Annotated in this window: 17 protein-coding genes; 4 read left to right on the top strand and 13 right to left on the bottom strand. The window is 49.0% G+C overall.

All coding sequences use genetic code 11. From position 1 onward, the window contains the following. Positions 1-56: 56 nt before the first annotated feature. The 10 genes from BUB52_RS07475 to BUB52_RS07430 all read right to left on the bottom strand — a co-directional run bounded on the left by BUB52_RS07475 (position 57) and on the right by BUB52_RS07430 (position 13,376). On the bottom strand, positions 57-1,844 hold the full coding sequence (locus BUB52_RS07475) for a PL29 family lyase N-terminal domain-containing protein (RefSeq protein ID WP_139259702.1): 1,788 nt from the start codon (positions 1,842-1,844) through the stop codon (positions 57-59). 61 nt (positions 1,845-1,905) lie between these two features. Beyond that, positions 1,906-3,270, bottom strand: a complete 1,365-nt coding sequence (locus BUB52_RS07470; protein WP_254302449.1) for a hypothetical protein — start codon at positions 3,268-3,270, stop codon at positions 1,906-1,908. A gap of 703 nt (positions 3,271-3,973) precedes the next feature. Then, positions 3,974-5,527, bottom strand: coding sequence for an ATP-binding protein (locus tag BUB52_RS07465; protein WP_009121205.1), 1,554 nt, complete (start codon positions 5,525-5,527; stop codon positions 3,974-3,976). A gap of 153 nt (positions 5,528-5,680) precedes the next feature. Beyond that, positions 5,681-6,955, bottom strand: coding sequence for an NADH:ubiquinone reductase (Na(+)-transporting) subunit F (gene nqrF / locus BUB52_RS07460; protein WP_039950388.1), 1,275 nt, complete (start codon positions 6,953-6,955; stop codon positions 5,681-5,683). 17 nt (positions 6,956-6,972) lie between these two features. Continuing rightward, positions 6,973-7,599, bottom strand: a complete 627-nt coding sequence (nqrE, locus tag BUB52_RS07455) for an NADH:ubiquinone reductase (Na(+)-transporting) subunit E (protein WP_009121207.1) — start codon at positions 7,597-7,599, stop codon at positions 6,973-6,975. Positions 7,600-7,702: 103 nt separating this feature from the next. Continuing rightward, on the bottom strand, positions 7,703-8,338 hold the full coding sequence (locus tag BUB52_RS07450) for an NADH:ubiquinone reductase (Na(+)-transporting) subunit D (RefSeq protein WP_004294324.1): 636 nt from the start codon (positions 8,336-8,338) through the stop codon (positions 7,703-7,705). A gap of 4 nt (positions 8,339-8,342) precedes the next feature. Then, positions 8,343-9,032: a Na(+)-translocating NADH-quinone reductase subunit C gene (locus tag BUB52_RS07445; protein WP_039950394.1), complete on the bottom strand. Its 690-nt coding sequence runs from the start codon at positions 9,030-9,032 to the stop codon at positions 8,343-8,345. A gap of 16 nt (positions 9,033-9,048) precedes the next feature. Continuing rightward, positions 9,049-10,221, bottom strand: coding sequence for an NADH:ubiquinone reductase (Na(+)-transporting) subunit B (locus BUB52_RS07440; protein ID WP_004290754.1), 1,173 nt, complete (start codon positions 10,219-10,221; stop codon positions 9,049-9,051). A 122-nt stretch (positions 10,222-10,343) separates the two neighbouring features. Further along, positions 10,344-11,693, bottom strand: a complete 1,350-nt coding sequence (locus tag BUB52_RS07435; protein ID WP_009121209.1) for a Na(+)-translocating NADH-quinone reductase subunit A — start codon at positions 11,691-11,693, stop codon at positions 10,344-10,346. Positions 11,694-11,957: 264 nt separating this feature from the next. Continuing rightward, positions 11,958-13,376: a C1 family peptidase gene (locus BUB52_RS07430; protein WP_009121210.1), complete on the bottom strand. Its 1,419-nt coding sequence runs from the start codon at positions 13,374-13,376 to the stop codon at positions 11,958-11,960. Between the two features lie 206 nt (positions 13,377-13,582). Between BUB52_RS07430 and BUB52_RS07425 the strand changes: the two genes are divergently transcribed. From BUB52_RS07425 to BUB52_RS07415, 3 genes are all read left to right on the top strand, one after another. Then, a complete protein-coding gene (locus BUB52_RS07425; RefSeq protein ID WP_039950396.1) occupies positions 13,583-14,785 on the top strand; it encodes a BamA/TamA family outer membrane protein in 1,203 nt (400 codons plus the stop codon). 139 nt (positions 14,786-14,924) lie between these two features. Next, positions 14,925-16,115, top strand: coding sequence for a glycosyltransferase family 2 protein (locus tag BUB52_RS07420; protein WP_009121214.1), 1,191 nt, complete (start codon positions 14,925-14,927; stop codon positions 16,113-16,115). Positions 16,116-16,128: 13 nt separating this feature from the next. Continuing rightward, positions 16,129-18,876, top strand: a complete 2,748-nt coding sequence (locus BUB52_RS07415; protein ID WP_039950436.1) for a hybrid sensor histidine kinase/response regulator — start codon at positions 16,129-16,131, stop codon at positions 18,874-18,876. A gap of 127 nt (positions 18,877-19,003) precedes the next feature. On the opposite strand, the gene BUB52_RS07410 is transcribed toward BUB52_RS07415, so the two are convergent. The 3 genes from BUB52_RS07410 to BUB52_RS07400 form a co-directional block, all read right to left on the bottom strand. Then, positions 19,004-20,779, bottom strand: a complete 1,776-nt coding sequence (locus tag BUB52_RS07410) for an oxaloacetate decarboxylase (protein WP_009121216.1) — start codon at positions 20,777-20,779, stop codon at positions 19,004-19,006. 219 nt (positions 20,780-20,998) lie between these two features. Continuing rightward, positions 20,999-21,502: an RNA polymerase sigma factor gene (locus BUB52_RS07405; protein WP_005653557.1), complete on the bottom strand. Its 504-nt coding sequence runs from the start codon at positions 21,500-21,502 to the stop codon at positions 20,999-21,001. Between the two features lie 347 nt (positions 21,503-21,849). Then, the gene (locus BUB52_RS07400) at positions 21,850-22,485 is read right to left on the bottom strand and encodes a trimeric intracellular cation channel family protein (protein WP_009121217.1); all 636 of its coding nucleotides are present in this window, start codon (positions 22,483-22,485) and stop codon (positions 21,850-21,852) included. A 79-nt stretch (positions 22,486-22,564) separates the two neighbouring features. Here BUB52_RS07400 and BUB52_RS07395 point away from each other — a divergent pair, with 79 nt between their 5' ends. After that, on the top strand, positions 22,565-23,659 hold the full coding sequence (locus BUB52_RS07395) for a UDP-N-acetyl glucosamine 2-epimerase (protein ID WP_009121218.1): 1,095 nt from the start codon (positions 22,565-22,567) through the stop codon (positions 23,657-23,659). Positions 23,660-23,663: the final 4 nt, after the last annotated feature.

Raw genomic sequence — 23,663 nt, 5'->3', positions numbered from 1 at the left:
CAACGCTCTCCACCGGACAGTTTCTGCCTGTCATCGGTTCATGTTCATTACCCGTACTAAAAAGCCAGAACGGCACGTATCGGATGGGAAACAAGATCTTTACGGTCCATGTTCACATTACCGCTAATCATATAGACCGTAAGGGCAATTTTCTCATTATACTGATATACCGAGGAAGACCAGTAGACTGTACCTGTAATTTTTGCGGCATCTACACCCGATGCAGACAAGGCGGATAGTTTTTCATTGATAATATCGATATTACTGCCGGATGTGTCTGTACCGCTATACGTACCGGAATCCACCCAAACATTTTGCCACCCCGAACAAAGGGTAGAAAGTTCACGAATGGAAGGAAAATACCAACCGCTGCTACCGGCGGGAACTGAATTGATGGCGGCATACCCGGCCAATTGCCTATAGGCTTCTATAAGATTACCGCTATGACTACCGTCTTCATTCCACTCTTTCATTTTCAATGTATTGCTATAACCGCATATGTCACTCCCGCCGGTAGTACCTATAGCGGTCGGAGTATAGTTGCGTTGCCAATAAGTGAAGCTGCCCGCATCTTTCAAGGCAACCACCAAACCGTGGATATCATCCGACTTATAATTATCAGCGTTACCGCCACCTAATATTTCCTTCAAATGGCTGTCTTTTGCCACGACATCACCTACATAAAAGACGATTCCGACAGGGGTTTTATCGGGATTATCGCTGATGATTTGACTTGAAACAGAACCGTCGCTGTAATAGTAATCACCCGATTTGGGAACAGTCAAGGCACGAGTGGAAACAGTCTTACTACCGTCTTTGCCTACGAGAGTCACTTCTATAAGAGCACTCTCGTTCTCTCCTATACCTACGGGCATGGTTACGGTTACTTTAGCGTCCTTTTTGTAACTTCCGTCAACATTGAAGGTCGGCTTTGTTACAGTGACTTGCCAAGAACCTGCAGCAACACGAGTCTGAATATCCGTATTCGCATCCTTACCAATGATTTGAGCCATAATAGCGGTATAATCGTTCCTCGAGAAAGCATCGGGAAGAACAAGAGGAATATCCGTTACGTTACGGGTAATAACCAGTGCATCATTCCGTACTGCTTTCGCATCATCTCCGATGTAAAAAACTCTGTAAAGGGGAAGTACGATTTCCGTATCGGTATCTTTTCCCTCGGCATCGGTATTGGTTATGGTAACAATGATCGGGTCGCCGCTATCATCAACCTTGATAGAGCAGGAAGTGCCATTAGTACCGTTCATACCGTCTTTACCCGCAGCCTTTACCCCCGTGGATGTCCAGTTATCGCCGTTGTCGGTGGAAATTTCCCATTCATTATTATCCGTACTAATCCGAACTTGCGGAGCAACGGCATCATCGCCTTTTGCTCCCGCATCTCCCGGTTTTCCTTGTTCACCTGTGACACGCAGAGGATTACCGTTGCCATCTTTTATATAGTCACCGTCAAGTGTCCAGTAATAAACGCCGCTATCTTCTTTGACACCGATATTAGGTGTATTACCCGGTATTCCGGTAGCGCCTGTCTCGCCTTTGACGCCGTTCTTTATGGTTATGGCTCCGCTTTTCACGAAGTTTATCACGTAGCCGGTTCCGTCGGCCAATTCGTCGACGCCCGTCACGTAGTCATTACCTTCAAGAGCGGAGAAAATATTTTGCAGGCTCGTGATTTGTCCGTTTATTGTCCTTTGCCACTCTTCCAGGATGGAAAGGCGGGCGTCAAGACCTGCTTGTTCGGCACGTATTTCATCAAGGTCTTGCTTGGTGCAACTGCATAAAGCGAATGTCGCGGCAAGCAACAGGAATAAAATCTTCTTCATAAGTGTAAGTTTTAATTTAATATGAGTTTTCATAATAGAAGAATCAAATGAATGGTTTCCATCATTTCAAAGTCCAAAGTACGCCGAATTGGAGTAACCACAGTATGTTATGGCGTGTATGTCCGTAAGGTGTAGTGATGCCATCGAATTTATTATCGGTCATCCACAGCAAGTTGTTCTTTAGTTGCAAGCCCCAAGCGGAAGCGATACGATAGCGGAAAATCACGGCTCCGCCCAAACCGATAGACAACGTTCTCGGCCGGGTAGTTCCATCGGAGAATCGGGTGTCGTTCACCTTATCATATATATCGGCTTTGAAGAATTGCCCATAAACGGTAGGAGTCAGCACTGTTTGGAAGCGGTTGTACAGGGCATGAGTACCAAGGAAACGATTGAAATATATATCCAAGCCTAAACCTACATTCACTACGGATATTTTAGAATAAAGTTCTTTGTAAGGTTGGGAAACAGCGGTTCCGTCAGAGTAAATCGTCATACCGGAAGGAGACAGTTGATAGTCCCGCGCATAACTCCGCGCACCTGTCTTGCCTTGTGCATAGTCGGCTGAAAGGTTGGCTCCAAGAAAATCGGAGAAACGGTAATCGATTTGCAGGCCTGCGGATATACCTATGTAGGTTTTATCGGCAGACATGGAAAGCATATCACCCCAAAAGAAAGGGATACCGACGTTTAGGCCGAGAGTCCAACCTCGAAAAGAAGAGGGTACTCTTGAATCGGATACATTTGCGGATGCGGAAAGAGGAGATTCTTCGCTTCGCTCCGAATGACAGTCGGCAGAGGAAGGATTGGTTTCGTAAAGGGTTACTTCGGAAGTATAAAGCTCTTCTTTAGGATTACAGTCTTTATTCCCTGCCGTATTGTCCTTCAGAGCAGAACGAAGAATCTCTTCTCCTATCATCTGTGTATCAGAAGTAGTTTTATCTTCCGGCAACGTAATGCGTACAAACACTACATCACTTGCTTCTTCACTTGCACTCGTAGAATTTGTAGTACGGAAACAATCTTCACGCAGTCCGCTACGCAGTATCATTTCCGCTTTTACCCGATTACTGCGTTCACGTACAAGATTCCGGTTCTTTTTATCGATAGGTGCAGATTGACAGAAGCCACTGATAAATACAGGGATATTCCCGGTAAGAATATCTTTTCGATGCTGTCGTATCAGAAGTAACAACCTTTCCAGTTCCACACTGTTTTTCTTGTAAGAAATGTAAAGCATTCCTTGTTTAGGAACGAACTGAAATGTGTACAGGCTATCTCTTTCAACTGCCTGCATTACAGTGTAAGGTGAAAATGATAGAAGTACGACAAGTAGCGTTATCGGTAATACGGCAGATAGTCGTGCCGATGATGCTGCCAGTAATTTCATCAGGATACAAATGGAGATGCGTTTTCTTTTCGTCATGTGCCATATTATTAAGTTAAACATACAAAAAACGTGAGTTGCTGTATCTGTTTACCCTAACATCAGGCCTTCGCATTGCCTTGCACTTGGATAAACAACAGCCACTCACGTCGTTTTGTATATAGATACTTGCACCCGATATACTCTGGCGGAAAAGTAGGTATATAACACAGACGTGAGCGTTGTTGTTATCATCTTCAAGTGCATTTCAAAGTTGCGAAGTTTGATGTTAGAAGATAATTTCAATAACGCCTCTAAAAAAAATAACAGTTCCATTGCACCCAACGGGACTGTCGCAAAGATAAACAGTTTTTTGTTACGAGAGACTGAATTCTCTACTTTTTATTTTGCTTTCTTCAAGAGTTAGTTCTTACTATCTTTAGTTCAATAACATTTGTCTTCACCTTCCACTGCCCTGTTCATGAGAGATAGCGAGCGAAATGCACATTTGCTGTTTCCCATGAGCAAAAAAAGAAATAAAAAGTGAGAGGGAAGTATAAACAAATACTTTCTTGTAGAAAACGCACCATCTGTTTAAGGTAAACGCATTATCTGTTACACCCAAACAGATAATGCGTTTACCTTAAACAGACAGTATGTTTTTGTCAAGATGATAATTCCGTTTGATATGCTTGATAATATCGTTTGATGCGCTTGATAATTCCATTTGATATACATCAAATATCAGAAGGAATGGTTTCCGCTAAAGTTCCTCTACCACCCAGCGTTCAATATTACGCGTAACATTACTGAAGTTCACCCCTATCTTAAACACTTTACGACTATCCGCAGCAAAAGGCAACGCATACCCTTTATCATTGATTTGCCGCAAAGCCTCTTCCGCCGTGCCATTCAGTTTGAATTCCATTACATAAATATACTTGTCGGTTTGCAGCACCAAATCTATCCTGCCCTGCGAAGTGTGATATTCCGCTTTCACATAAAAACCTACCAGCTTAAAGACGATGAAAAGCACATTCTGATAATGCAGCTCCAAATCCTTCACCAGCTCGTAAGGCGTATCTGCAAAGAAACTTTGCAGGCGGCGGAAGAAAGCGTCGGGCTCACCCGCACGTATCTCCTGCACAAATCTTTGTATCTCAAACGGCGCTTCAATCTTATTGAAGCGTGTATAATAAGGAATAAGGAACTTGATAAATCCCTCTTCCACCTCACGATTCGGAAAACCGAGACGGTAAATGCCAAACTCTTCATCATACCCTTTTATCGTGAGATAACCACTCTGGAAAATTACAGGCAACGGCTCTTCATCCCCATAGATACTGTTCAGTACATCGGCATACGTTTCGGCGTGCGCCATGTGTTCCAAGTCATAGTGATAGCGTTTCAGCAGTTCTATCAAGTAAGTAGGCGTACCCGTCTCGAACCAGTAACTGCCGAACTTTTTATATTTAAAAGTATTCAGCAGGCTGAAAGGATTATAGACCCCTTCAGTGTTCTCTACAAAATGATAACCGTCATATCTCCGCTTCAACTCGGCGCAGGCTTCCTCGTAGGTCATTTTCTGCGCATCCGCCAATTCGTGAAGTTCTTCTTCAAGATTGTCGTGGATTTCCTGCTCGGTCACTCCGCAAAGTCCGACATACATTTCCTGCATGGAAATATCATCCAGATTATTCAAGTCACTGAATACGCTGACCTTGCCAAACTTGGTGACCCCGGTAAGGAAAGCCAATTTGATACAGCCGTCCATGGTTTTCAGTACGCCGTAGAAAGGTTTCAGCGTATCTCGGTATTCCTTTTGCAGTTCCTCGTTGCCGATGGCCTGGAGCATCGGTTTGTCGTATTCGTCCACAAGAATGACTGCACGCTGACCTGTCTGTTGGCAAGCACGCTTAATGATTCCGGCAAAACGCAAAGAAAAAGTTACTTCGGACGGACGAGTACCATATTGTGATTCCCATTGTTCCAAATGGTCGTTCAATATTTTGTCCAAGCTATCAGGAGTATCATATTTACCAATATTTAAATCCAAATGAAATATCGGATACTGTATCCAGTCTTTCTCCAGTTTCTCGATGGCCAATCCTTTGAACAATTCCTTTTTCCCCTGAAAGTAGGCCTCTAAGGTGGAAATCAGAAGACTTTTACCGAAGCGACGCGGACGGCTGAGGAAATAGTAGCTGCCTGTCTTAGCCAACTGATAAACCCAGGCGGTTTTATCGATGTAGAAATATCCGTCCTTGCGGATTTTCTCGAAGTTCTGTATTCCGATAGGATATATTTTATTGCTCATACCGTCCACTGTTTTTAGATTACGATAAAGCAAAGATAGTCATTTCTTCCGAAGTGCCCCGCTACTTGGTTATAAAAAAACTCCGGCAAGAGCCACAGCCCTGCCGGAGTTTCTTCACTATTTTACCTGTATGTGTCTTAACAACGCATCGTCTTATCCGCCGAAGTTATCGAACATCAAGTTCTGAGCCGGAACGCCGAGGTCGTCGAGCATCTTCTCAACGGCTTTGGACATCGGGCCGGGACCGCACATGTAGTATTCGATATCTTCGGGAGCTTCGTGGTCTTTCAAGTAAGTCTCGTAGATTACGTTGTGAACGAAGCCCGGAGTATACTTCACGCCCGCCGCATCGGCTGCCGGATCCGGACGGTCCAGCGCAAGGTGGAACTTGAAGTTGGGGAAATCCTTTTCTATCTGCAGGAAGTCTTCCAGGTAGAACACCTCGTTCAGCGCACGTGCACCGTAGAAATAGTTCATCACGCGGTCCGTGGTATGCAATGTCTTCGTGAGGTGCATAATCTGCGCACGCAACGGAGCCATACCGGCACCACCGCCAATCCACATCATTTCCTTCTTGGAATCGAAAATCGGGTGGAAGTCTCCGTAAGGACCGCTCATGATTACCTTGTCACCCGGTTTCAAGGTGAAGATATAAGATGAAGCGATACCCGGCATTACATCCATAAAGCCCGGACCCTGGTCTTTCGGCTTGAACGGCGGAGTAGCGATACGTACCGTCAGCATGATGCGGTCGCCCTCTGCGGGGTAGTTCGCCATGGAGTAGGCACGGATGGTCTCTTCGTCGTTACGGCACTTCAAGCCCAGCAGACCGAATTTCTCCCATGCAGGCAGATACTCTTCACCGATAAGAGACTTGTCGATGTCCTTGTCATAATCCATAGAGAATTTAGGAATCTTAATCTGCGCATAAGAACCGGGGATGAAGTCCATGTGTTCGCCCTTAGGCAACGCAACGATAAACTCCTTGATGAACGTAGCCACGTTCTTGTTGGAGATAACCTCGCACTCCCACTCTTTTACGCCGAGTACGGACTCGTCGATTTTAATTCCCATGTCGCCTTTCACCTTTACCTGACAACCCAGACGCCAATGGTCCTGGACTTGCTTACGGCTGAAGTGAGGTATTTCGGAAGGCAGAATCTCACCGCCGCCTTCTACAACCTGGCATTTGCACTGTCCGCATGAACCCTTACCACCGCAAGCAGAGGAAAGGAACACGCCGTTTACAGACAGCGTATTCAGCAACGTCGAACCGGAAGCCACTTCCAGCTCCTTGTCGCCGTTGATAGTCAGTTTTACATTACCTGACGGCAGCAAGAATTGCTTGGCTACCAACAGAATAACCACAAGCAACAGAATAACCACAAGGAATACTCCAATGCTCGCTAATATTAAATTCATATCCATTGTCTTATTCCTTTCTTTTAGATGTTCAAACCAGAGAAACACATGAATGCCATTGCCATCAAACCTACTGTGATGAAAGTGATGCCTAAGCCTTTCAGCGGAGCAGGCACGTCAGAGTAGGCCATTTTCTCGCGGATGGCGGCCAGACCGACAATAGCCAGCAACCAGCCGATACCCGAACCCAATGCGTAAGAGATGGAATCCCAAACGTCACCGATGTATTTCGGATCGCTCTCACCCACGTTGATACGTTGCTGCATGAAGAGCGACGCACCCATAATGGCGCAGTTTACGGCAATCAGCGGCAGGAAGATACCCAGTGAAGCATACAGCGAGGGGCTGAAACGCTCCACGACCATTTCCACCAACTGAACGATACCGGCGATAACGGCAATGAAAAGAATAAAACTCAGGAAGCTGAGGTCAACGCCTTCAACGATTGCATTGGCAGCCAGCACCTTAGTTTGCAACAAATAGTTGACCGGAAGCGTCACCACCAACACGAAGGTTACGGCGATACCCAGTCCTACGGCAGTCTTTACATTCTTTGATACGGCCAGATAAGAGCACATACCGAGGAAGAACGCAAATATCATATTGTCCACAAAAATGGAGCGGACGAATAAACTTAATAAATGTTCCATAATTCCTTTAATTAAGAACTAAGAATTAAGAATCAAGAATCTACATAACAGCGCCACAACACCGCCCCGTTCTTCACTCTTCATTCATCATTCTTCATTTATATTACTTTTCCTGCAATTCTTTATGACGTGCACGTTGATACCAGATGATGCAGGCGCAGAGAATCAGCGCCATAGGCGGCATCAGCATCAAGCCGTTGTTCACATAACCTATCTTCTGCAAAGGCTCGTAGTTAAGGATGTTGAACCCGAGCAACGTACCCGAACCCAGCAACTCGCGGAAGAAAGCCACGATTACCAGAATCTTGGCATATCCCAAACCGTTGCCCACACCGTCGAGGAAGGATTCCCACGGACCGTTCTGCATGGCAAACGCTTCCAAACGTCCCATGAGGATACAGTTTGTGATAATCAGACCTACGTATACGGAAAGCTGTACGCTTACATCGTAGGCAAAAGCCTTCAGAATCTCACTTACAATAGTTACCAACGCCGCAACTACTACCAACTGAACGATGATACGGATGCGGTTGGGAATAGTCTTGCGCAGCAATGAAATCACTACGTTGGAGAATGCCGTAATCACCGTTACGGAAAGTCCCATCACGATAGCCGGTTCCAGCTTGGCGGTAACGGCCAAGGCAGAGCAGATACCCAGCACCTGTACGGTAACGGGGTTGTTCAGTCCGAGCGGAGTAGAGAATACTTCTTTATTCTTTTTTGAAAACAATGCTCCCATATTCTTATTTCTCCTCATTATTATTAGTTAAAAAGTTCTTGTAGCTGTTCAGACAGGTTTTCAGCATGGCATCCACACCTACGGAGGTGATAGTACCGCCTGAGATACCGTCCACCTGATAGTCAGGTTTCTCTACTTTTCCGTTCTTCACAACGCCGAGGGCGATTTCGCCGTTCTCCAGTGTCTTCTTGCCGTTGAACTCTGCCTGAAACTGAGCGGTCGCGATTTCAGCACCCAGACCCGGAGTTTCGCTGGCATGAGAGAAGTAAACGCCGTAAACGGTGTCCTTGTCGCTGTTCAGGGCGACATAGCCCCAGATAGCGCCCCAAAGACCTGCGCCGTAAACAGGGAATACATATTTGGTCTCTCCGTCCACTTCAGCAACGAATACGTGCAGGCGGTGGTTTTCCTTGGCTTCCTTTTCGTAAGCGGTGGCAAATGCGTCGGTGTTCTCGGTCAGCGTACCGTCCTCGTTCATCAGCATATCGCCTTTGATGTACTTATTATATTCTGTGTCGGCATCCTTCACATCCTTGATGTTGAGGGCGGCAAGAATCTGCTTCTTCGTGTCCAGCTCTACGTTCTTGTTCTGGGTGGCACGCAGAGAAGAGCTTACGAATGCCAGCAGGAATGCAACGATAACAACCATTACCGAAGCATAAATGATAGTATAACTATTACTATTGGTATTCATTTCTTTTTCCGGTATTTTAATTGTTAGACTTAGCGGTTGCACGTTTCTCGCGACGGCTGATATTGCCCTGTACCACACAGTAGTCAATCAGCGGAGCGAAGATATTCATCAGCAGGATGGCAAGCATCATGCCTTCGGGATAACCGGGGTTCAGCACACGGATAATGATAGCCATCGCACCGATGAGGAATCCGAAGATATACTTACCTGTTTCCGTACGGGCCGAAGTTACGGGGTCGGTAGCCATAAACACGGCGCCGAAGCAGAAACCGCCCAATACGAGGTGTTCGTACCACGGCATCTGAGCCATTGCGGTGTCCGGACCGATAGTGTTGAACACCCATCCCATGAATGCACCGCCCACAAATACGGAGAACATGGTTTTCCAGCTTGCGATGCCTGTCCACAACAGCAGGATAGCGCCGAGGGCGATGGCAATAACGCTGGTTTCGCCGATAGAGCCCGGAATGAGGCCGGTCACCATGTCCCACGAGAACTCCGGATAAGCCCCCGCAGTAGCGGCAGCTCCCAGCGGAGTGGCAACGGTGAGTCCGTCTACCGTCTGTCCCAAACCGAAGATACTGTCGCCCGACACCCAAACGGCATCACCGGACATCTTCGTAGGATAGGCGAAGAACAGGAAGGCGCGTGTAATCAGGGCGACGTTGAACACGTTCATACCCGTACCGCCGAATACTTCCTTGGCGAAGATTACAGAGAACGCGGTGGCTACCGCCAGAATCCACAGCGGACAGTCTACCGGTACAATCATCGGAATCAAGATACCCGAAACCAGGAAACCTTCCTGAATTTCTTCCTTCTTCCACTGAGCCACAACGAACTCAATGCCCAGACCCACTACATAAGACACAATGATTTTAGGCAATACTGCCAGGAAACCGTAAGCGAACATTTCAATAAAGCTGCCGGTAGCGCCGGTAGCGTGGAAATGCTGGTAACCTACGTTATACATACCGAACAACAGCGCCGGTATCAACGCAATAACCACCATCGACATGATGCGTTTGCTGTCAATGGAGTCGTGAATATGCGTTCCCGATTTCGCAGTGGCGTTGGGCACGAACAAGAATGTCTCGAAGCCGTCGAACACCGAACGAAATGCGTGGAATTTGCCGCCCTCTTCAAAGTTCGGCTTTATCTTGTCGAGATAATTTCTTAACGCTTTCATTTATTAAATTGATAATTGAGAATTGAAAATTGAGAAATAGGCTGCGCCGTATACACTTGGCAGGTTATATCGCAATGTTTCAACTATCATTTTTTATTCTTAATTTTTAATTCTTAATTCAATTACGCCATTTCGGCACGAAGCATGTCAAGTCCGGCACGAACGATACGTTGAACCTCTACTTTGGAAGAGCATACGAATTCGCAGAGCGCGAAGTCTTCGGGAGCTACTTCGTAGATGCCCAGAGCTTCCATGCGGTCGATGTCTCCTGCAATGATGGCCTTCAACAGATATTCGGGGAAGATGTCCATGGGGAACACGCGGTCGTATTCGCCCGACATAATCATATGGCGTTCGCCACCCTTGATACGGGCGTCGATTACATATTCTTTCTTGCCCATCAACCAGCTGAAATAAGAGCGGTTGACGCTGAACTGATTGAAACGCGGCATAATCCAACCCAGCATTTCGTGGATTTCATCTCCTTCGGGAATTACGGTCAACTGGCTGTCGAAAGCGCCGAGGAAGCCGTTGGGAGAAACCTTCTTGCCCGTCAGCACATTACCGCTGATGTAGCGCAGGTCTTTATCGGTGGTTACGTTGCCCTTGAAGACGTTGGTCAGCAATGCTCCCACCTGCAGCTTGCAGTAAGCGGGTTTCAGCACTTCACTGCCTGTTACGGCTACGGTGCGGGTAAGGTCTACGCGACCGGTGTTCATCAAACGGCCGATAAAGAGTACGGCTTCCGCTCCGATAGTCCATACCGTCTCACCTTTCACTACGGGCGAGATGTGGTTGATTTGCACACCTACGTTACCTGCCGGATTGGGTCCGTCGAATGCGGTAACGGTAACGTTCTTTGCCTGCACGAGCGCGGCGGCTTTTTGTTTTACACTGATGTTCAGATACGTCTTTGCCATTCGGGACAAAGCGTCAAGTCCTGTCTGGAAGTTTGCTTCTTCGCCTTTCAAAACGAATTCGAAGTCGGGAGCCAGCGGATTGCTGTCGAAAGCTGAAATGAAGATAGCTTTCGGAGCTACCGTCGGGTCGGCGATTACATCGTACGGACGTTGGCGGATGAAAGCGAACATACCGGCTTGCAGTAATGCGTCCTTTACTTCCTGTGCGCTCATTTTGGACGGATCCATCTTGCCGAATTCCTCGTAGTCCTGCTCGGCGGCAGCCTCTACCACGATGTTCAGCACCTTACGACGTGCACCGCGTTCCACGCTCGTCACTACGCCGCTTACGGGCGAAACAAATTTCAATTCAGGATGATTCTTGTCGATAAACAAGGGTCCCCCGGCCATTACATACTCCTGCTCTTTCACCACCACTTTCGGAGTGATACCTGTAAAATCATCGGGAACCAACGAGTAGAATCCCGGCTCTTTCACAGACATGAACTCTTCGGCAGCTTTACCTTTCAGGTTAATGTCAAGGCCTTTGCGTAACTTAATTACATTTGCCATGCGTTTATATAAAATAATGGTTTCATTAATTTGCCCGCAAAAGTAGCAAAAAAGAATGTGAATAAAGAGCAAAAAAGAAAGGAATTACGGAGAAATTTCCGTAATTCCTTTCGTTAACGAGCACGAGAATAGTGATGAGCGGTTAGTGATGAGTGATTAGTGGGCTGCGCTATAACTTCACAGGGTACCCATCCCCCATTACTACCCCCTAATCACTCATCACTAATCGCTAATCACTCATCACTCATCACTAATCGCTCATCACTAATCGCTAACCCCTATTTCTTTCTCTTCGGCGAACATATGGTCCCATGCAGGCAGGCGGACGGGTTTCTGTTTGAAGAGCTCCATTATCTTGGCGGGGACGTATTTGGTTTCTACGACCAGACGGAACATATATTCGTCGAACCAGTCGTCCGTCATGATGAGATGGCCTTTGTAGCCGCTGTCAGCGCCCCAACTGTTTTCAACCATCCACTTGACGGGTTTTCCGTTTTTGTCCAAGTCTACCGCCATGAGCGTCATGGCATGGGAAGAGCCGCTGGAGAAGGTTTGGATGCGTTGTTTCTTATTCATTCCGAAGGTAGTGCCCATGAGCGACTCGTAGTCATAGTTTTTCACATCGAGCAAGCCGCGCTCCGAATTCAGGAACTTACCGACATCGCAGGAGAAATACATCATGGTACTGTCTTTCAGCGAGGCAACAGCCATTTGCTTGATGTCCTCTACGGGCAGGTTGACGTAAGTCCAGTTCCTGCCGTCGTAGCGGTGGCGGTCGTAGTCTATTTCATAACATTTGTAATACTCCCGGCTGGGGTCGTTCATCAGCATTACGTAGTTGGTGAGCAATTGTTTGTCACCGTATTTGTCAAGGAAAGACATCGGGGTGTGATGTTCCGTTTCTACCGGGTTGCCTTTGGCATCGGTACGCACGTAGTCGAATTCCGTAGGCGGAACACCCAAGTTCAGCACCAGCATACGGTAGACGGTACCGAGCATGGCGGTTTTCTCTTTCTCCAGGGCGGCAGGCGTAGCGCCTTTGGCGGCAAGGTCACGGAGTTGAAGGGCATACTCCTTCAGTTTTAAAGAGATGAGAGCGGCCATACGGGCGGTATTCTCGCTACTGTTCGTTTCCGGCATGGCACTCTTGGGCACAAGGCCATACTTGGAAACGATGTCCGCCACTCCGGTGAATGTACCGCCGTCGCTCAACGGATGTTTCAGAAGCCATTCCACGGTCGGGTCTTCCAGCGGACTTTTGGCGGTGTCGATGATGCCTTGCAGAAACAGATTGGACTTCTCCAACTGGTCCCAGAAGAAAGGATATATCTCCGAGAACTCAAACGACTGAAAGCCATAGCGCGCAAGAGTCTTGGCACGCATTACGTTCAGCCCTGTAAAGAGCCAGCAACGGCCGGAAGACTTTTGATCGGTGATGCCTTTGGAGTCCACCTTGATGGAGAAATGGGTGTCCATGTCCTGCATATTCTCCTGGTTGAGCGCCAGTTTGCGGATGTCGTTATTGCCAATGGCATTACGCAGCGCCTTGTCGGAAGGCGTGCCTCGATAACTCTGTTGAATCCGGCCGAGCATGGCGGGGCTTATCCCGCCCTTGCCGTCCTGCGCCTGCACCGACAGCAGCGCGGCGCTGAAAACAATTACGGATAAAATACGTTTGTTCATTTCAGATATATGTTTGTTTATTTCAAATAGTTGTCATGCAGGTTATCCGATAATGAAGACAGGCCGAAAAAACTGCCTCACCATGGAATGGAAAGCAAATGTAATGTCTTTTTTGATAATTTTAGTGCCCTCTTTAGATTTATTATCTATTCCGCTCAAAACCAATTCAAATAAAATAGTTTTCTTTGCAGCCACATTCGTACGATATGAAAAGATACATACTGGGTATATTTACTCTGATATTGATACTGACGACTGTTTCAGCACAAGAGCAGACCGTTACAGCTACCAACGACACTACTCCCGCACTGACCAAAAAGGAATTGCGCAAACAAAGGGTGGCTCGCAGAAATTTCCATTATAACATATTAGGCGGTCCCAGCTATACGCCCGATTTCGGCGCGCTGGTAGGCGGAAGCGCGCTGATGACTTTCCGCATGAACCCCAGCGATACCACACAGTTGCGTTCGGTGCTGCCCATGTCCATAGCCTATATGTTTAAAGGCGGCGTCAATCTGATGGTAAAGCCGCAGCTTTTCTTTAAAGGCGACCGTTTCCGTATCTTCGGAAAGTTCGTCTACAAGAATACGGAAGACAACTTCTACGGCATCGGTTACAGTACCAACAAGAATTATGTCCGCAGCGACAGTACCAGCAAATACCGTTACAGCGGCATACAAATCAACCCGTGGTTCCTGTTCCGTCTGGGAGAAAGCAACGTCTTCGCCGGTCCGCAGGTAGACATCAACTACGACAAGATAACCGACCCCGCCAAACATCTCATCGAAGAGCCCGACTACATGGCAGCCGGCGGTACAGCCAACGGTTACAAGAACTTCAACTCCGGCCTCGGCTTCCTCTTGACCTACGACAGCCGCGATATCCCCGCCAATGCCTACAAGGGCGTGTATCTGGACTTCCGGGGCATGATGTACAGCAAGGCGTTCGGCAGCGACAACAATTTCTACCGTCTGGAACTGGACTACCGCCAATACAAGTCCGTAGGCCACCGCAAGGTATTCGCCTGGACCGCGCAAAGCAAGAACGTATTCGGCAATGTCCCCCTCACCCAGTATTCGCTGACCGGTACCCCTTTCGACCTGCGCGGCTACTACATGGGACAATATCGTGATAAATCCTCGCACGTCGTCATGGCCGAATACCGCCAGATGATAAACACCGACCGCGGCAACTGGATGAAACGCCTGCTGCACCACATCGGCTTCGTAGCCTGGACGGGATGCGGCTTCATGGGTCCTACCATGGGCAAGATAGAAGGCGTACTGCCCAACTACGGCGTAGGTCTGCGCATCGAAGTTCAGCCCCGTATGAACGTTCGTCTGGACTTAGGCAAGAATACGGTAAACAAACAAACGCTGTTCTACTTCAACATGACAGAAGCGTTTTAAACACTAAATGCCAATCATCCGCCCTAAATCGCTAACCACTAATAAATTCTCCCTTTTCCTTGCACCGCCAAAAGATTATCCATAATTTTGGGCGTTAATCCCCAAGCTCCCGAAATAGAAATATAAGAATCTGATACAGATGAAGACTTGCGAAATTATCTTTTGGATAAGTTTATTCATTGTATTCTATACGTATATAGGTTATGGAATGCTCCTTTACGTTCTGGTCAGACTAAAGGAATGTTTTCGCAAAACAGTCATCCCGCCCCTGCCGGAAGACAGCCGGCTTCCCGAACTGACCCTGTTCATCGCCGCCTACAACGAAGAAGATGTCATAGACGACAAGATGCGCAACTGCCTTGCGCTGGACTATCCGGCAGACAAGCTGCACATCCTTTGGGTTACGGACGGCAGCAACGACCGTACCAACGAGCGTCTTTCGCGCTGGCCGCAGGCCACCGTGCTTCATCAGCCCCAAAGACAGGGCAAGACCGCCGCTCTGAACCGTGGCATTCACTTCGTCACCACGCCGATTGTCGTATTCACCGACGCCAATACGCACCTCAACCGTGAAGCGCTGCGTAAGATTGTACACGCATTCGCCAATCCCGAAACGGGCTGCGTAGCCGGAGAAAAGCGCATCGCCGTACAGGCCGAAGACAATGCCGCATCCGGCGGCGAAGGTCTTTACTGGAAATACGAATCCGCCCTCAAGAAGCTCGACTCCCGCCTCTACTCGGCCGTAGGAGCAGCCGGAGAGCTGTTTGCCATCCGTCGCGAGCTGTTCGAGGAGATGCCTGCGGACACATTACTGGACGATTTCATCCTCTCCCTGCGCATCGTGATGCGTGGATATACCATTGCCTATTGCGCCGACGCCTACGCCGTGGAAAACGGTTCGGCGGACATGCGCGAAGAAGAAAAGCGCAAAGTGCGCATCGCTGCCGGCGGCCTGCAGTCCGTCCGGCGTCTGCGTGCGTTGCTCAACCCATTCCGCTACGGCGTATTCAGCTTTCAATACATATCCCACCGCGTACTGAGGTGGTCGCTTACGCCCGTCCTGCTATTCCTGCTGCTCCCTCTCAACGCGATTCTTATTTTTACGACAGACCGTCCTCTGCTCTATGCCGTCATCTGGCTGTTGCAAACGCTGTTCTATCTCATGGCGAGCCTGGGTTATTACCTGTCAACGAAACACATCAAAAACAAGATACTCTTTGTTCCTTATTATTTCCTTTTCATGAACATCAACGTTATCCGTGGTTTCAACTATCTGCGCAAACGACGGGGGCAAACCGGCGGTGCATGGGAAAAAGCACGAAGGGCATAAAAACAAGAGAAATATGAAAAACATCCTGAAAAACGCAGAGAACGCCGAAGAGCTGCTGAAACTGACCTCGGACACCATGATTTTATTGGACAGGAACGGCATCTGCGTGGATATCGCAGTGTACAACGTAGACTTGTGGTTCCTGAAAGAAGACCGGTTGCAGGGCAAGAACATACTCCGGTTGCTTCCCCCTGTCACCTACCGGCAGGTATACCCCGAGTTCGAGAAAGTACTTACGCGCAGGGAAGTCTCCAGCCGGAACTACGAGCTGGCCATCGGCGACACCACCTACTTCTTCAAGTGCATCATGCGCCCCTACGAAGATATGGTGCTCTGCCAATACCGTGACATCACCGAGCGAAGCCAGCGCAAACTGAAACTGGAAAAGACGAATCGCGAACTCAACGAAATACAGAAAGCCGCCCTCATCGGCAGATGGCAATACGACTCCGGCAAGAAATCCTTCTGCTACACCGGACACTCCGGCGTGATGTGTACCGAAGAGGAGCAGGAAATCCTGCTCGAAGACTACAAGACGCACATACTGCCCGAAGACAGGGAAGTATTCGGCAAATGGCTGATGCAGAACCTGCAAGGAGATATGGAAGCCAGCATAGACTATCGCATCCATTTCCGGAAGCGGGTGTTCTATATCCGCCTGAAAACCTTCTCATACGAGAAACAACCCGACGGAAACATCCTTCTGGAAGGGTACATACAAAACATCACCGACATCCAGCAGCGGCGCAACGACATCAACCTGCTGACACACGCCATCAACAACTCCACCGAAGACATTTTCGCCGCCCACGAGGACGGTACGCTCGTCTTTGCCAACCGCCGCTTCCGGGAGCATCACAACATCGGCGTGGCAGACGACATCAGCGAACTGAACATCTACCGGATAGACATGAATACGCCGGGCGGAAACTTCTGGCAGGGACTGCTCCACTCCCTCAAAAAGGGAGAAAAACGCAGCGGCTTCGTCCTCTACAATCCCCTGCCCGACCATCCCGAAGTACTGGCCATGGAAGGAAGCGCCTATTGGGTGACGAGCGACAAAGGCGAAGCCATTCTCTGGGGTTTCGGCCGGGACATCACCCAGCGCATCAAGAATGAGCAGCAAATCAAGCGGTTCAGTCAGATTCTGGACAAGACCATCGAGAATCTTCCCGCCGGCATCGTGGTAAAAGACATCCGAAGCGGCTTTAAATACCTGTACCGCAACCGCGAATCGTACAACCGCAACATTCCCCTGAAAGAAGCGCTGGGCAAGGACGACTTCGACTTCTACCCCTTCGACGTCGCACAGGAGAAGAGAACGCAGGACATCGAAATAGCCCGAACCGGAGTAGAGAAACACTGGATTACCGAGGAGCACGACCAAAACGGCAAGTCCATCTTTCTGGACAAACGGAAGATACGCATCGAAAGCGACGACTTCCCCCCTATCCTGCTGAGCATCGAATGGGACATCACCGAAATGGAACGGATGAAGCGGGAACTGCTCGTGGCCAAAGAGAAAGCGGAGACTTCCGACCAATTGAAGTCGGCCTTCCTTGCCAATATGAGCCACGAGATACGCACCCCGCTCAATGCCATCGTAGGCTTCTCCAGAATCATCGCCGAAAGTACCGACGATGAAGAACGCAAAAACTACTACGACATCGTGGAAGCCAACAACGAAAGGCTCCTGCAACTGATAAACGAAATTCTGGACCTCTCCAAGATTGAGGCGGGCATGGTAGAGTTCACCATTGCTCCGATGCGTCTGCATCTGCTCTGCAACGAGATATACAACGCGCTGAAATTCCGTTGTCCGATGGGAGTAGAATTGGTCTACGAGGCTTCGGACGAGGATATTGTCATCGAGGGAGACAAGAACCGTATTTTCCAAGTGGTGTCCAACCTTATCGGCAATGCCTTCAAATTTACCACAAACGGCAGCGTCAGTTACGGATACCGCCGCAAAGGAAGCGAAATAGAGTTCCACGTCAGCGACACGGGTATCGGCATCGAGGCCGACAAACTGTCAAAGGTCTTCGAACGCTTTGTGAAAGTGAATAATTTTGCGCAAGGTACGGGACTGGGATTGTCTATCTGCAAAACCATTATCGAACGGTTGGGCGGCACCATATCCGTCAGCTCGGAAATGGGAAAAGGGACGACTTTCCTCTTTACCCTGCCTCTGTCGGAGAGTAAAAAAGAAACGGCAGCCAAACAAAAAGAAACGGCAGCCAAACAAAAAGAAACGACAGACGGACAAAAAGAAACGGCAGACGGACAAAACAAGACGTCCGGAACAAGCTTGAACGCATCCGGCAATACAGAAAAGAGCGATACGGTTTCCGGCTCCCGTGAAGAGCCGCAAGAGCTTCAAGAACCTCAAAAGCCCGAAGCCTCTAAAGCCCCCACCATACTGATAGCCGAAGATACGGACAGCAACTACGTCCTCGTCAAAGCCATTTTAGGAAAGCTATACCGCCTGGAACGTGCCAAAGACGGTATGGAAGCCGTAACCATGTTCGAGGAACTGCATCCTGAATTGATTCTGATGGATATGAAAATGCCCAATCTCGGCGGATTGGACGCAACGAAAATCATTCGTGAGCTTTCGCCAAAGACACCCATCATCGCCCTCACCGCCTATGCCTACGAGCACGACAAACAGGCCGCGATTGACGCGGGATGCAATGACTTCCTGACAAAGCCCTATACGCAAGAAGTTCTGAAACAAATGATAAAGAAATATTTAAAGTAGGAAAGCATACGCCAACACCCGGATAAGGCTTACATCCTGTCATTCAGAGGAGCGTAGCGACGAGGAATCCCCTCTCTTTATCGATGTAAAGAGAAGAGATTCCTCGCTCCGTTCCGAATGACAACCGCTACGCGAAGATATCGCTTCGCTGGATGTACGCTATCACGTCTCCCTTGTTGACGTTAGCACCTTGCCGGGCACATACTTCGACAACACGGCCTGTAAATCCGGTCATTACCTTTTCGTACTCACCCCACGGCGTAGAGAGATAGCAGAACACCTCGTCGTGCTGATACTTACGCCCGATAAACGGCGCCGCAGACGGACCTTCCACGGAAACTTCCCAAAGCACCTGCCCCTTGGACGGCGCAATAACGGGGTCTGCTTTGGCGCGTTTCAGCTTCTTTATCTCCTCTTCCGAGTATCCGCTCTTTGCCATAGAAGCATCCTTTACACGCTCCAACTCATCACGGAAACGTTTCTTGGCAACACCCGACTTATAATCGCGGTATTGGCGGTCGTGCATAGCCAATTCAAAAAGCTCCTCATCATCCTCACCATATTCCCAGCCGTTCTCGTCCATTTCCTTGCGGTATTCGTCCAAAGCGTCCGGATAGTTGGATTGCGGGTCTGTGTCGACAAACTCGTAACCTTTGGACTTGGCAAGCTCTATGATTTCGGGAGCCAGCTCACCCGGCAGACGTCCGCTCTTGCCCAGAATCATGTCCCAGGTATGATTATCGATCATCGTCCAGCGTTCTTCTCCTTTCACCAGTTGCATTACGTTCATCAGCGCCACGTTCTTCACGTACTGGCTGAACGGAGTCACCAAAGGCGGATAGCCCAGCTTAGGCCATACATATTCCACTTCGTCGAAAAGCATCACCAGCAGGTCGTCTATGCTGAGTTCGGGCTGGTTCTTACCTTTCAGTATCATGTTGATGCCGGAATGTACGCCTTTCAAGTCCGCCATCATGGAGCCCATCATACCGCCCGGAAGTCCGCACTTCAAGAGCAGGGACGACATATGCTTGTTGGTAGGGTCCATAAAATAACCGAGGAAGTCGTCTATGAACTCCTGCGTCATGGCGCGCGCTTTCATATAGGCCTTCATATTGATGTCGGGCACCCGGAAACCCTTGTCGCGCAGCATGGCCTGTACGGAAATAACGTCCGGATGCACCTTTCCCCACGACATGGGTTCCATGGCCACATCTATGATATCGGCTCCGTTTTCGCATACTTCGAGGATGGAAGCCATTGAAAGCCCCGGTCCGCTATGGCCGTGATACTGTATCAGCACGTCGGGATGTTTCTCCTTGATGGCTTTCGTCAGTTCGCCCAGCATACCCGGACGGCCGATGCCCGCCATGTCCTTCAAGCAGATTTCGGGCGCTCCCGCTTCGATAAGTTTGTCGGCTATACGGGCGTAGTACTCCACCGTATGTACGGGCGAATGAGTGATACAGAGCGTTGCCTGCGGTATCATGCCCGCTTCGAGCGCATAGCGGATGGAAGGGATAATGTTGCGCGTTTCATTCAGTCCGCAGAAGATACGGGTGATATCCACGCCTTGCGCATGTTTCACCTTGTACATCAGCCGGCGCACATCGGCGGGAACGGGATACATACGCAGCGCATTCAGTCCGCGGTCGAGCATGTGGGTCTGTATGCCCGCATCGTTGAAAGGCTTGGTAAAGGCGCGGACTGCCTTGTTAGGGTTCTCACCATAGAGAAGGTTCACTTGCTCGAAAGCTCCGCCGTTGGTCTCGACACGTGCAAAGCAGCCCATTTCGATTATCAACGGTGCGATACGTACCAACTGGTCTACTCGCGGCTGGTATTTACCGGACGACTGCCACATATCGCGGTAAACAAGACTGAATTTGATTTCTTTTTTCATTGTAATAGGTAATTAGCTATTTGGTCACTCGGTTAACTTGATACATACAAATATAAAGGATTATTCTGACATATAGTCAAAATAACCCCATAATTATTCACTCAAAAGATATGTTTTATATCATTTGGTAAATTGAGAATTGAGAATTAAAAATTGAGAAATAGGGAACGAACATCGCGCAGCCTATTTCTCAATTTTTAATTCTCAATTCTCAATTTACTAAATGAAGTCTTTCAACTCTTCCTGTAATTTCTGTCTTGTAAAGAAGATGCGGCTTTTTACTGTTCCGAGGGGGAGTCCGAGGCGTTCGGCTATTTCGCGGTATTTAAATCCGGAGACATGCATGGAGAAGGGTACTTTATAATCACGTGGCAATGAATTGACGATGCGGTGCATTTCTTTCAGGTCGTAGGCGCCTTCGGTGCTGGCGAAGCCGGAATCCTGCGGCATGCTCAGATGATACAGATTATCGGTCTGGTCTACGAAAGTCTGTTCACGAACTATCTTCCGGTAGTTATTTATAAAGATGTTACGCATAATGGTATACATCCAACCTTTAAAGTTGGTATCAGGTTCATATTTATCCTCATTATCCAAGGCTTTAAGAGAGGTCTCCTGCAACAAATCATTCGCTTCTTCCCGATCGGCCGTCAATTTGTATGCAAAGCGAAGCAGTTCTTCTTGCACGGCAAGTAAATCTTTTCTAAAACTGTAAGTGTTCATACTTTGCTAATTTTTTTAAATGGTTAATATTCGTTTCGGTTTAGTGATTGCAAGTATACGGAAGTTTCCAAGTCTTGAGGGATGAAATACGGGTATTCTTTGGGGTGAAAACTATCATTTGACAGATTTCACCCCCTATTTTGACAGTTTTCGGGTGAAGCGAAGCGGCTGAAATTCAGCAGGAAGTACAATTTCACCGCTGATTTATGACAATTATTACCATAAGATAAACAAAAAGATGTCTACGGAAAGGGCGCATCAGAGGGAATAATTAAAATGTGTCTGCCTGTAATGAAAGCGGAACATCATTACAGGCAGACACATCTATCGGAGAAAAACGGGCGAAGTCAATTTTCTTTCCCTTGCTCCTCTCCGTCGTTGCCCGACAGTATGGGCAGACAAATCTTATATTTCACAGCCAGAATACGGGTGATGAACACGGATATTCCGCCTATCACCTGACAGCCGTAAGACTGCATGCCGGCAAGTTCGCAAAGCCAATACACCGTACCGCCCACCACACACGCCATCGCATAAATCTCCTTACGGAATATGAGCGGTATCTCGTTGATAAAGACATCGCGTATCACGCCGCCCGCCGCTCCGGTAATGCTGCCCATGATGATGGCCACCCAAAAAGGATAGCCCAGCGCAAGGCTCTTGCCCACGCCCACCACCGTAAACAGCGCCAGACCGATTGTGTCGAATATAAAGAACGTATTGTGCAGATGGATAAGATGCTTTCCGAAGAAGATGACCCACAGCAACGCCAGTCCGGTACATATCAGATAAATGGGGTCGGTCATCCAGCCGGGGGTCACATCCAGCAGCAGGTCGCGTATCGTACCGCCGCCGATGGCCGTCACGAAGCCCACCACATAGGCTCCGAACCAGTCGAAACGTTTCGCCGAAGCCAGCCGTATGCCGCTGATGGCGAAAGCGAATGTACCAATGAAGTCGAGTATCTGAACAAATGTTGGCATGAGGGCATTTCTTTTTCTGCAAAGTAACAAATAATTTCCCTAAGAAAGTGTATTTTTGTCTCATCAATTTATATCGGCAATGAAAATAACCATCGTATCGGGCGCACGTCCCAACTTTATGAAGATCGCCCCCCTCTGCCGCGCCATCGACGCAGCCAGAGAGGCAGGCAAGAACATCTCCTACCGCATAGTGTACACCGGAGCACAGGACGACACCACCCTGGACGCCTCGCTCTTCTCCGACCTTGCCATGCGCAAGCCCGACGCCTACCTGGGCATCGGCGGACGCAACCACTCCCAAGTGGCGGCCGCCATCATGCTGGCCTTCGAGCAGGAGCTCAACGAACACCCCGCCCGGGTGGTGCTCGTGGTGGACGACATGACCGCCACCATGAGTTGCGCCATCGTAGCCAAGAAGCGCGGGCTGAAAGTGGCGCACGTCATAGCCGGAACCCGCTCGTTCGACATGAATATGCCGCGTGAGGTCAACCGTACGATTGTAGACGCCATCTCCGACTATCTCTTCACCGCCGGCATGGTAGCCAACCGCAACCTCAACCAAGAAGGCATGATACCCGAATACATCCATTACGTAGGCAATATCCTCATCGATACCATCCGCTACAACCGCCACCGCCTTGTACAGCCGCTCTGGTTCTCCAGCCTCGGACTGCGCAAGGGCGGCTATCTCCTGCTCACCCTGAACCGCCACGACCTGCTGGAAAAGAAAGCCGTGCTCGGCTCCCTGATGCAGACGCTGGCCGGGAAAGCAGGCGACATGCCCATCGTAGCCCCCGTGCATCCGTACGTGGAGCGCGCCATCAAGTCATTGGGGCTCGACATGCCCCGGCTGCACATCCTGCCGCCCCAGAGCTACCTGCACTTCGGCTTCCTCATCAACCAGGCCAAAGGCATCGTGACCGACTCCGGCAACATAGCCGAAGAAGCCACCTTCCTCGACGTGCCCTGCATCACGCTCAACACCTACGCCGAGCATCCCGAAACCTGGCGCATCGGAACCAACGAACTCGTAGGCGAGAACTCCTTCGCCCTCTCCGCCGCCCTCGACAAGCTGCTGCACGGCGAATGGAAGCACACCACCCTGCCCGACCGCTGGGACGGACGTACCGCCGAGCGCATCGTACAGACGCTGATAAACGGAGAGAAAATATAGAAAT

Source organism: Bacteroides clarus YIT 12056 (assembly GCF_900129655.1).
GTDB classification, from domain to species: Bacteria; Bacteroidota; Bacteroidia; order Bacteroidales; family Bacteroidaceae; genus Bacteroides; species Bacteroides clarus.
Note: the sequence above shows the minus strand (reverse complement) of the source record. Positions and strands in the feature narration are given on the sequence as shown.

Coding starts and splice junctions, on each gene's coding strand:
- BUB52_RS07475 (WP_139259702.1), bottom strand. CDS start 1,844: ATGAAGAAGATTTTATTCCTGTTGCTTGCCGCGACATTCGCTTTATGC.
- BUB52_RS07470 (WP_254302449.1), bottom strand. CDS start 3,270: ATGACGAAAAGAAAACGCATCTCCATTTGTATCCTGATGAAATTACTG.
- BUB52_RS07465 (WP_009121205.1), bottom strand. CDS start 5,527: ATGAGCAATAAAATATATCCTATCGGAATACAGAACTTCGAGAAAATC.
- nqrF (WP_039950388.1), bottom strand. CDS start 6,955: ATGGATATGAATTTAATATTAGCGAGCATTGGAGTATTCCTTGTGGTT.
- nqrE (WP_009121207.1), bottom strand. CDS start 7,599: ATGGAACATTTATTAAGTTTATTCGTCCGCTCCATTTTTGTGGACAAT.
- BUB52_RS07450 (WP_004294324.1), bottom strand. CDS start 8,338: ATGGGAGCATTGTTTTCAAAAAAGAATAAAGAAGTATTCTCTACTCCG.
- BUB52_RS07445 (WP_039950394.1), bottom strand. CDS start 9,032: ATGAATACCAATAGTAATAGTTATACTATCATTTATGCTTCGGTAATG.
- BUB52_RS07440 (WP_004290754.1), bottom strand. CDS start 10,221: ATGAAAGCGTTAAGAAATTATCTCGACAAGATAAAGCCGAACTTTGAA.
- BUB52_RS07435 (WP_009121209.1), bottom strand. CDS start 11,693: ATGGCAAATGTAATTAAGTTACGCAAAGGCCTTGACATTAACCTGAAA.
- BUB52_RS07430 (WP_009121210.1), bottom strand. CDS start 13,376: ATGAACAAACGTATTTTATCCGTAATTGTTTTCAGCGCCGCGCTGCTG.
- BUB52_RS07425 (WP_039950396.1), top strand. CDS start 13,583: ATGAAAAGATACATACTGGGTATATTTACTCTGATATTGATACTGACG.
- BUB52_RS07420 (WP_009121214.1), top strand. CDS start 14,925: ATGAAGACTTGCGAAATTATCTTTTGGATAAGTTTATTCATTGTATTC.
- BUB52_RS07415 (WP_039950436.1), top strand. CDS start 16,129: ATGAAAAACATCCTGAAAAACGCAGAGAACGCCGAAGAGCTGCTGAAA.
- BUB52_RS07410 (WP_009121216.1), bottom strand. CDS start 20,779: ATGAAAAAAGAAATCAAATTCAGTCTTGTTTACCGCGATATGTGGCAG.
- BUB52_RS07405 (WP_005653557.1), bottom strand. CDS start 21,502: ATGAACACTTACAGTTTTAGAAAAGATTTACTTGCCGTGCAAGAAGAA.
- BUB52_RS07400 (WP_009121217.1), bottom strand. CDS start 22,485: ATGCCAACATTTGTTCAGATACTCGACTTCATTGGTACATTCGCTTTC.
- BUB52_RS07395 (WP_009121218.1), top strand. CDS start 22,565: ATGAAAATAACCATCGTATCGGGCGCACGTCCCAACTTTATGAAGATC.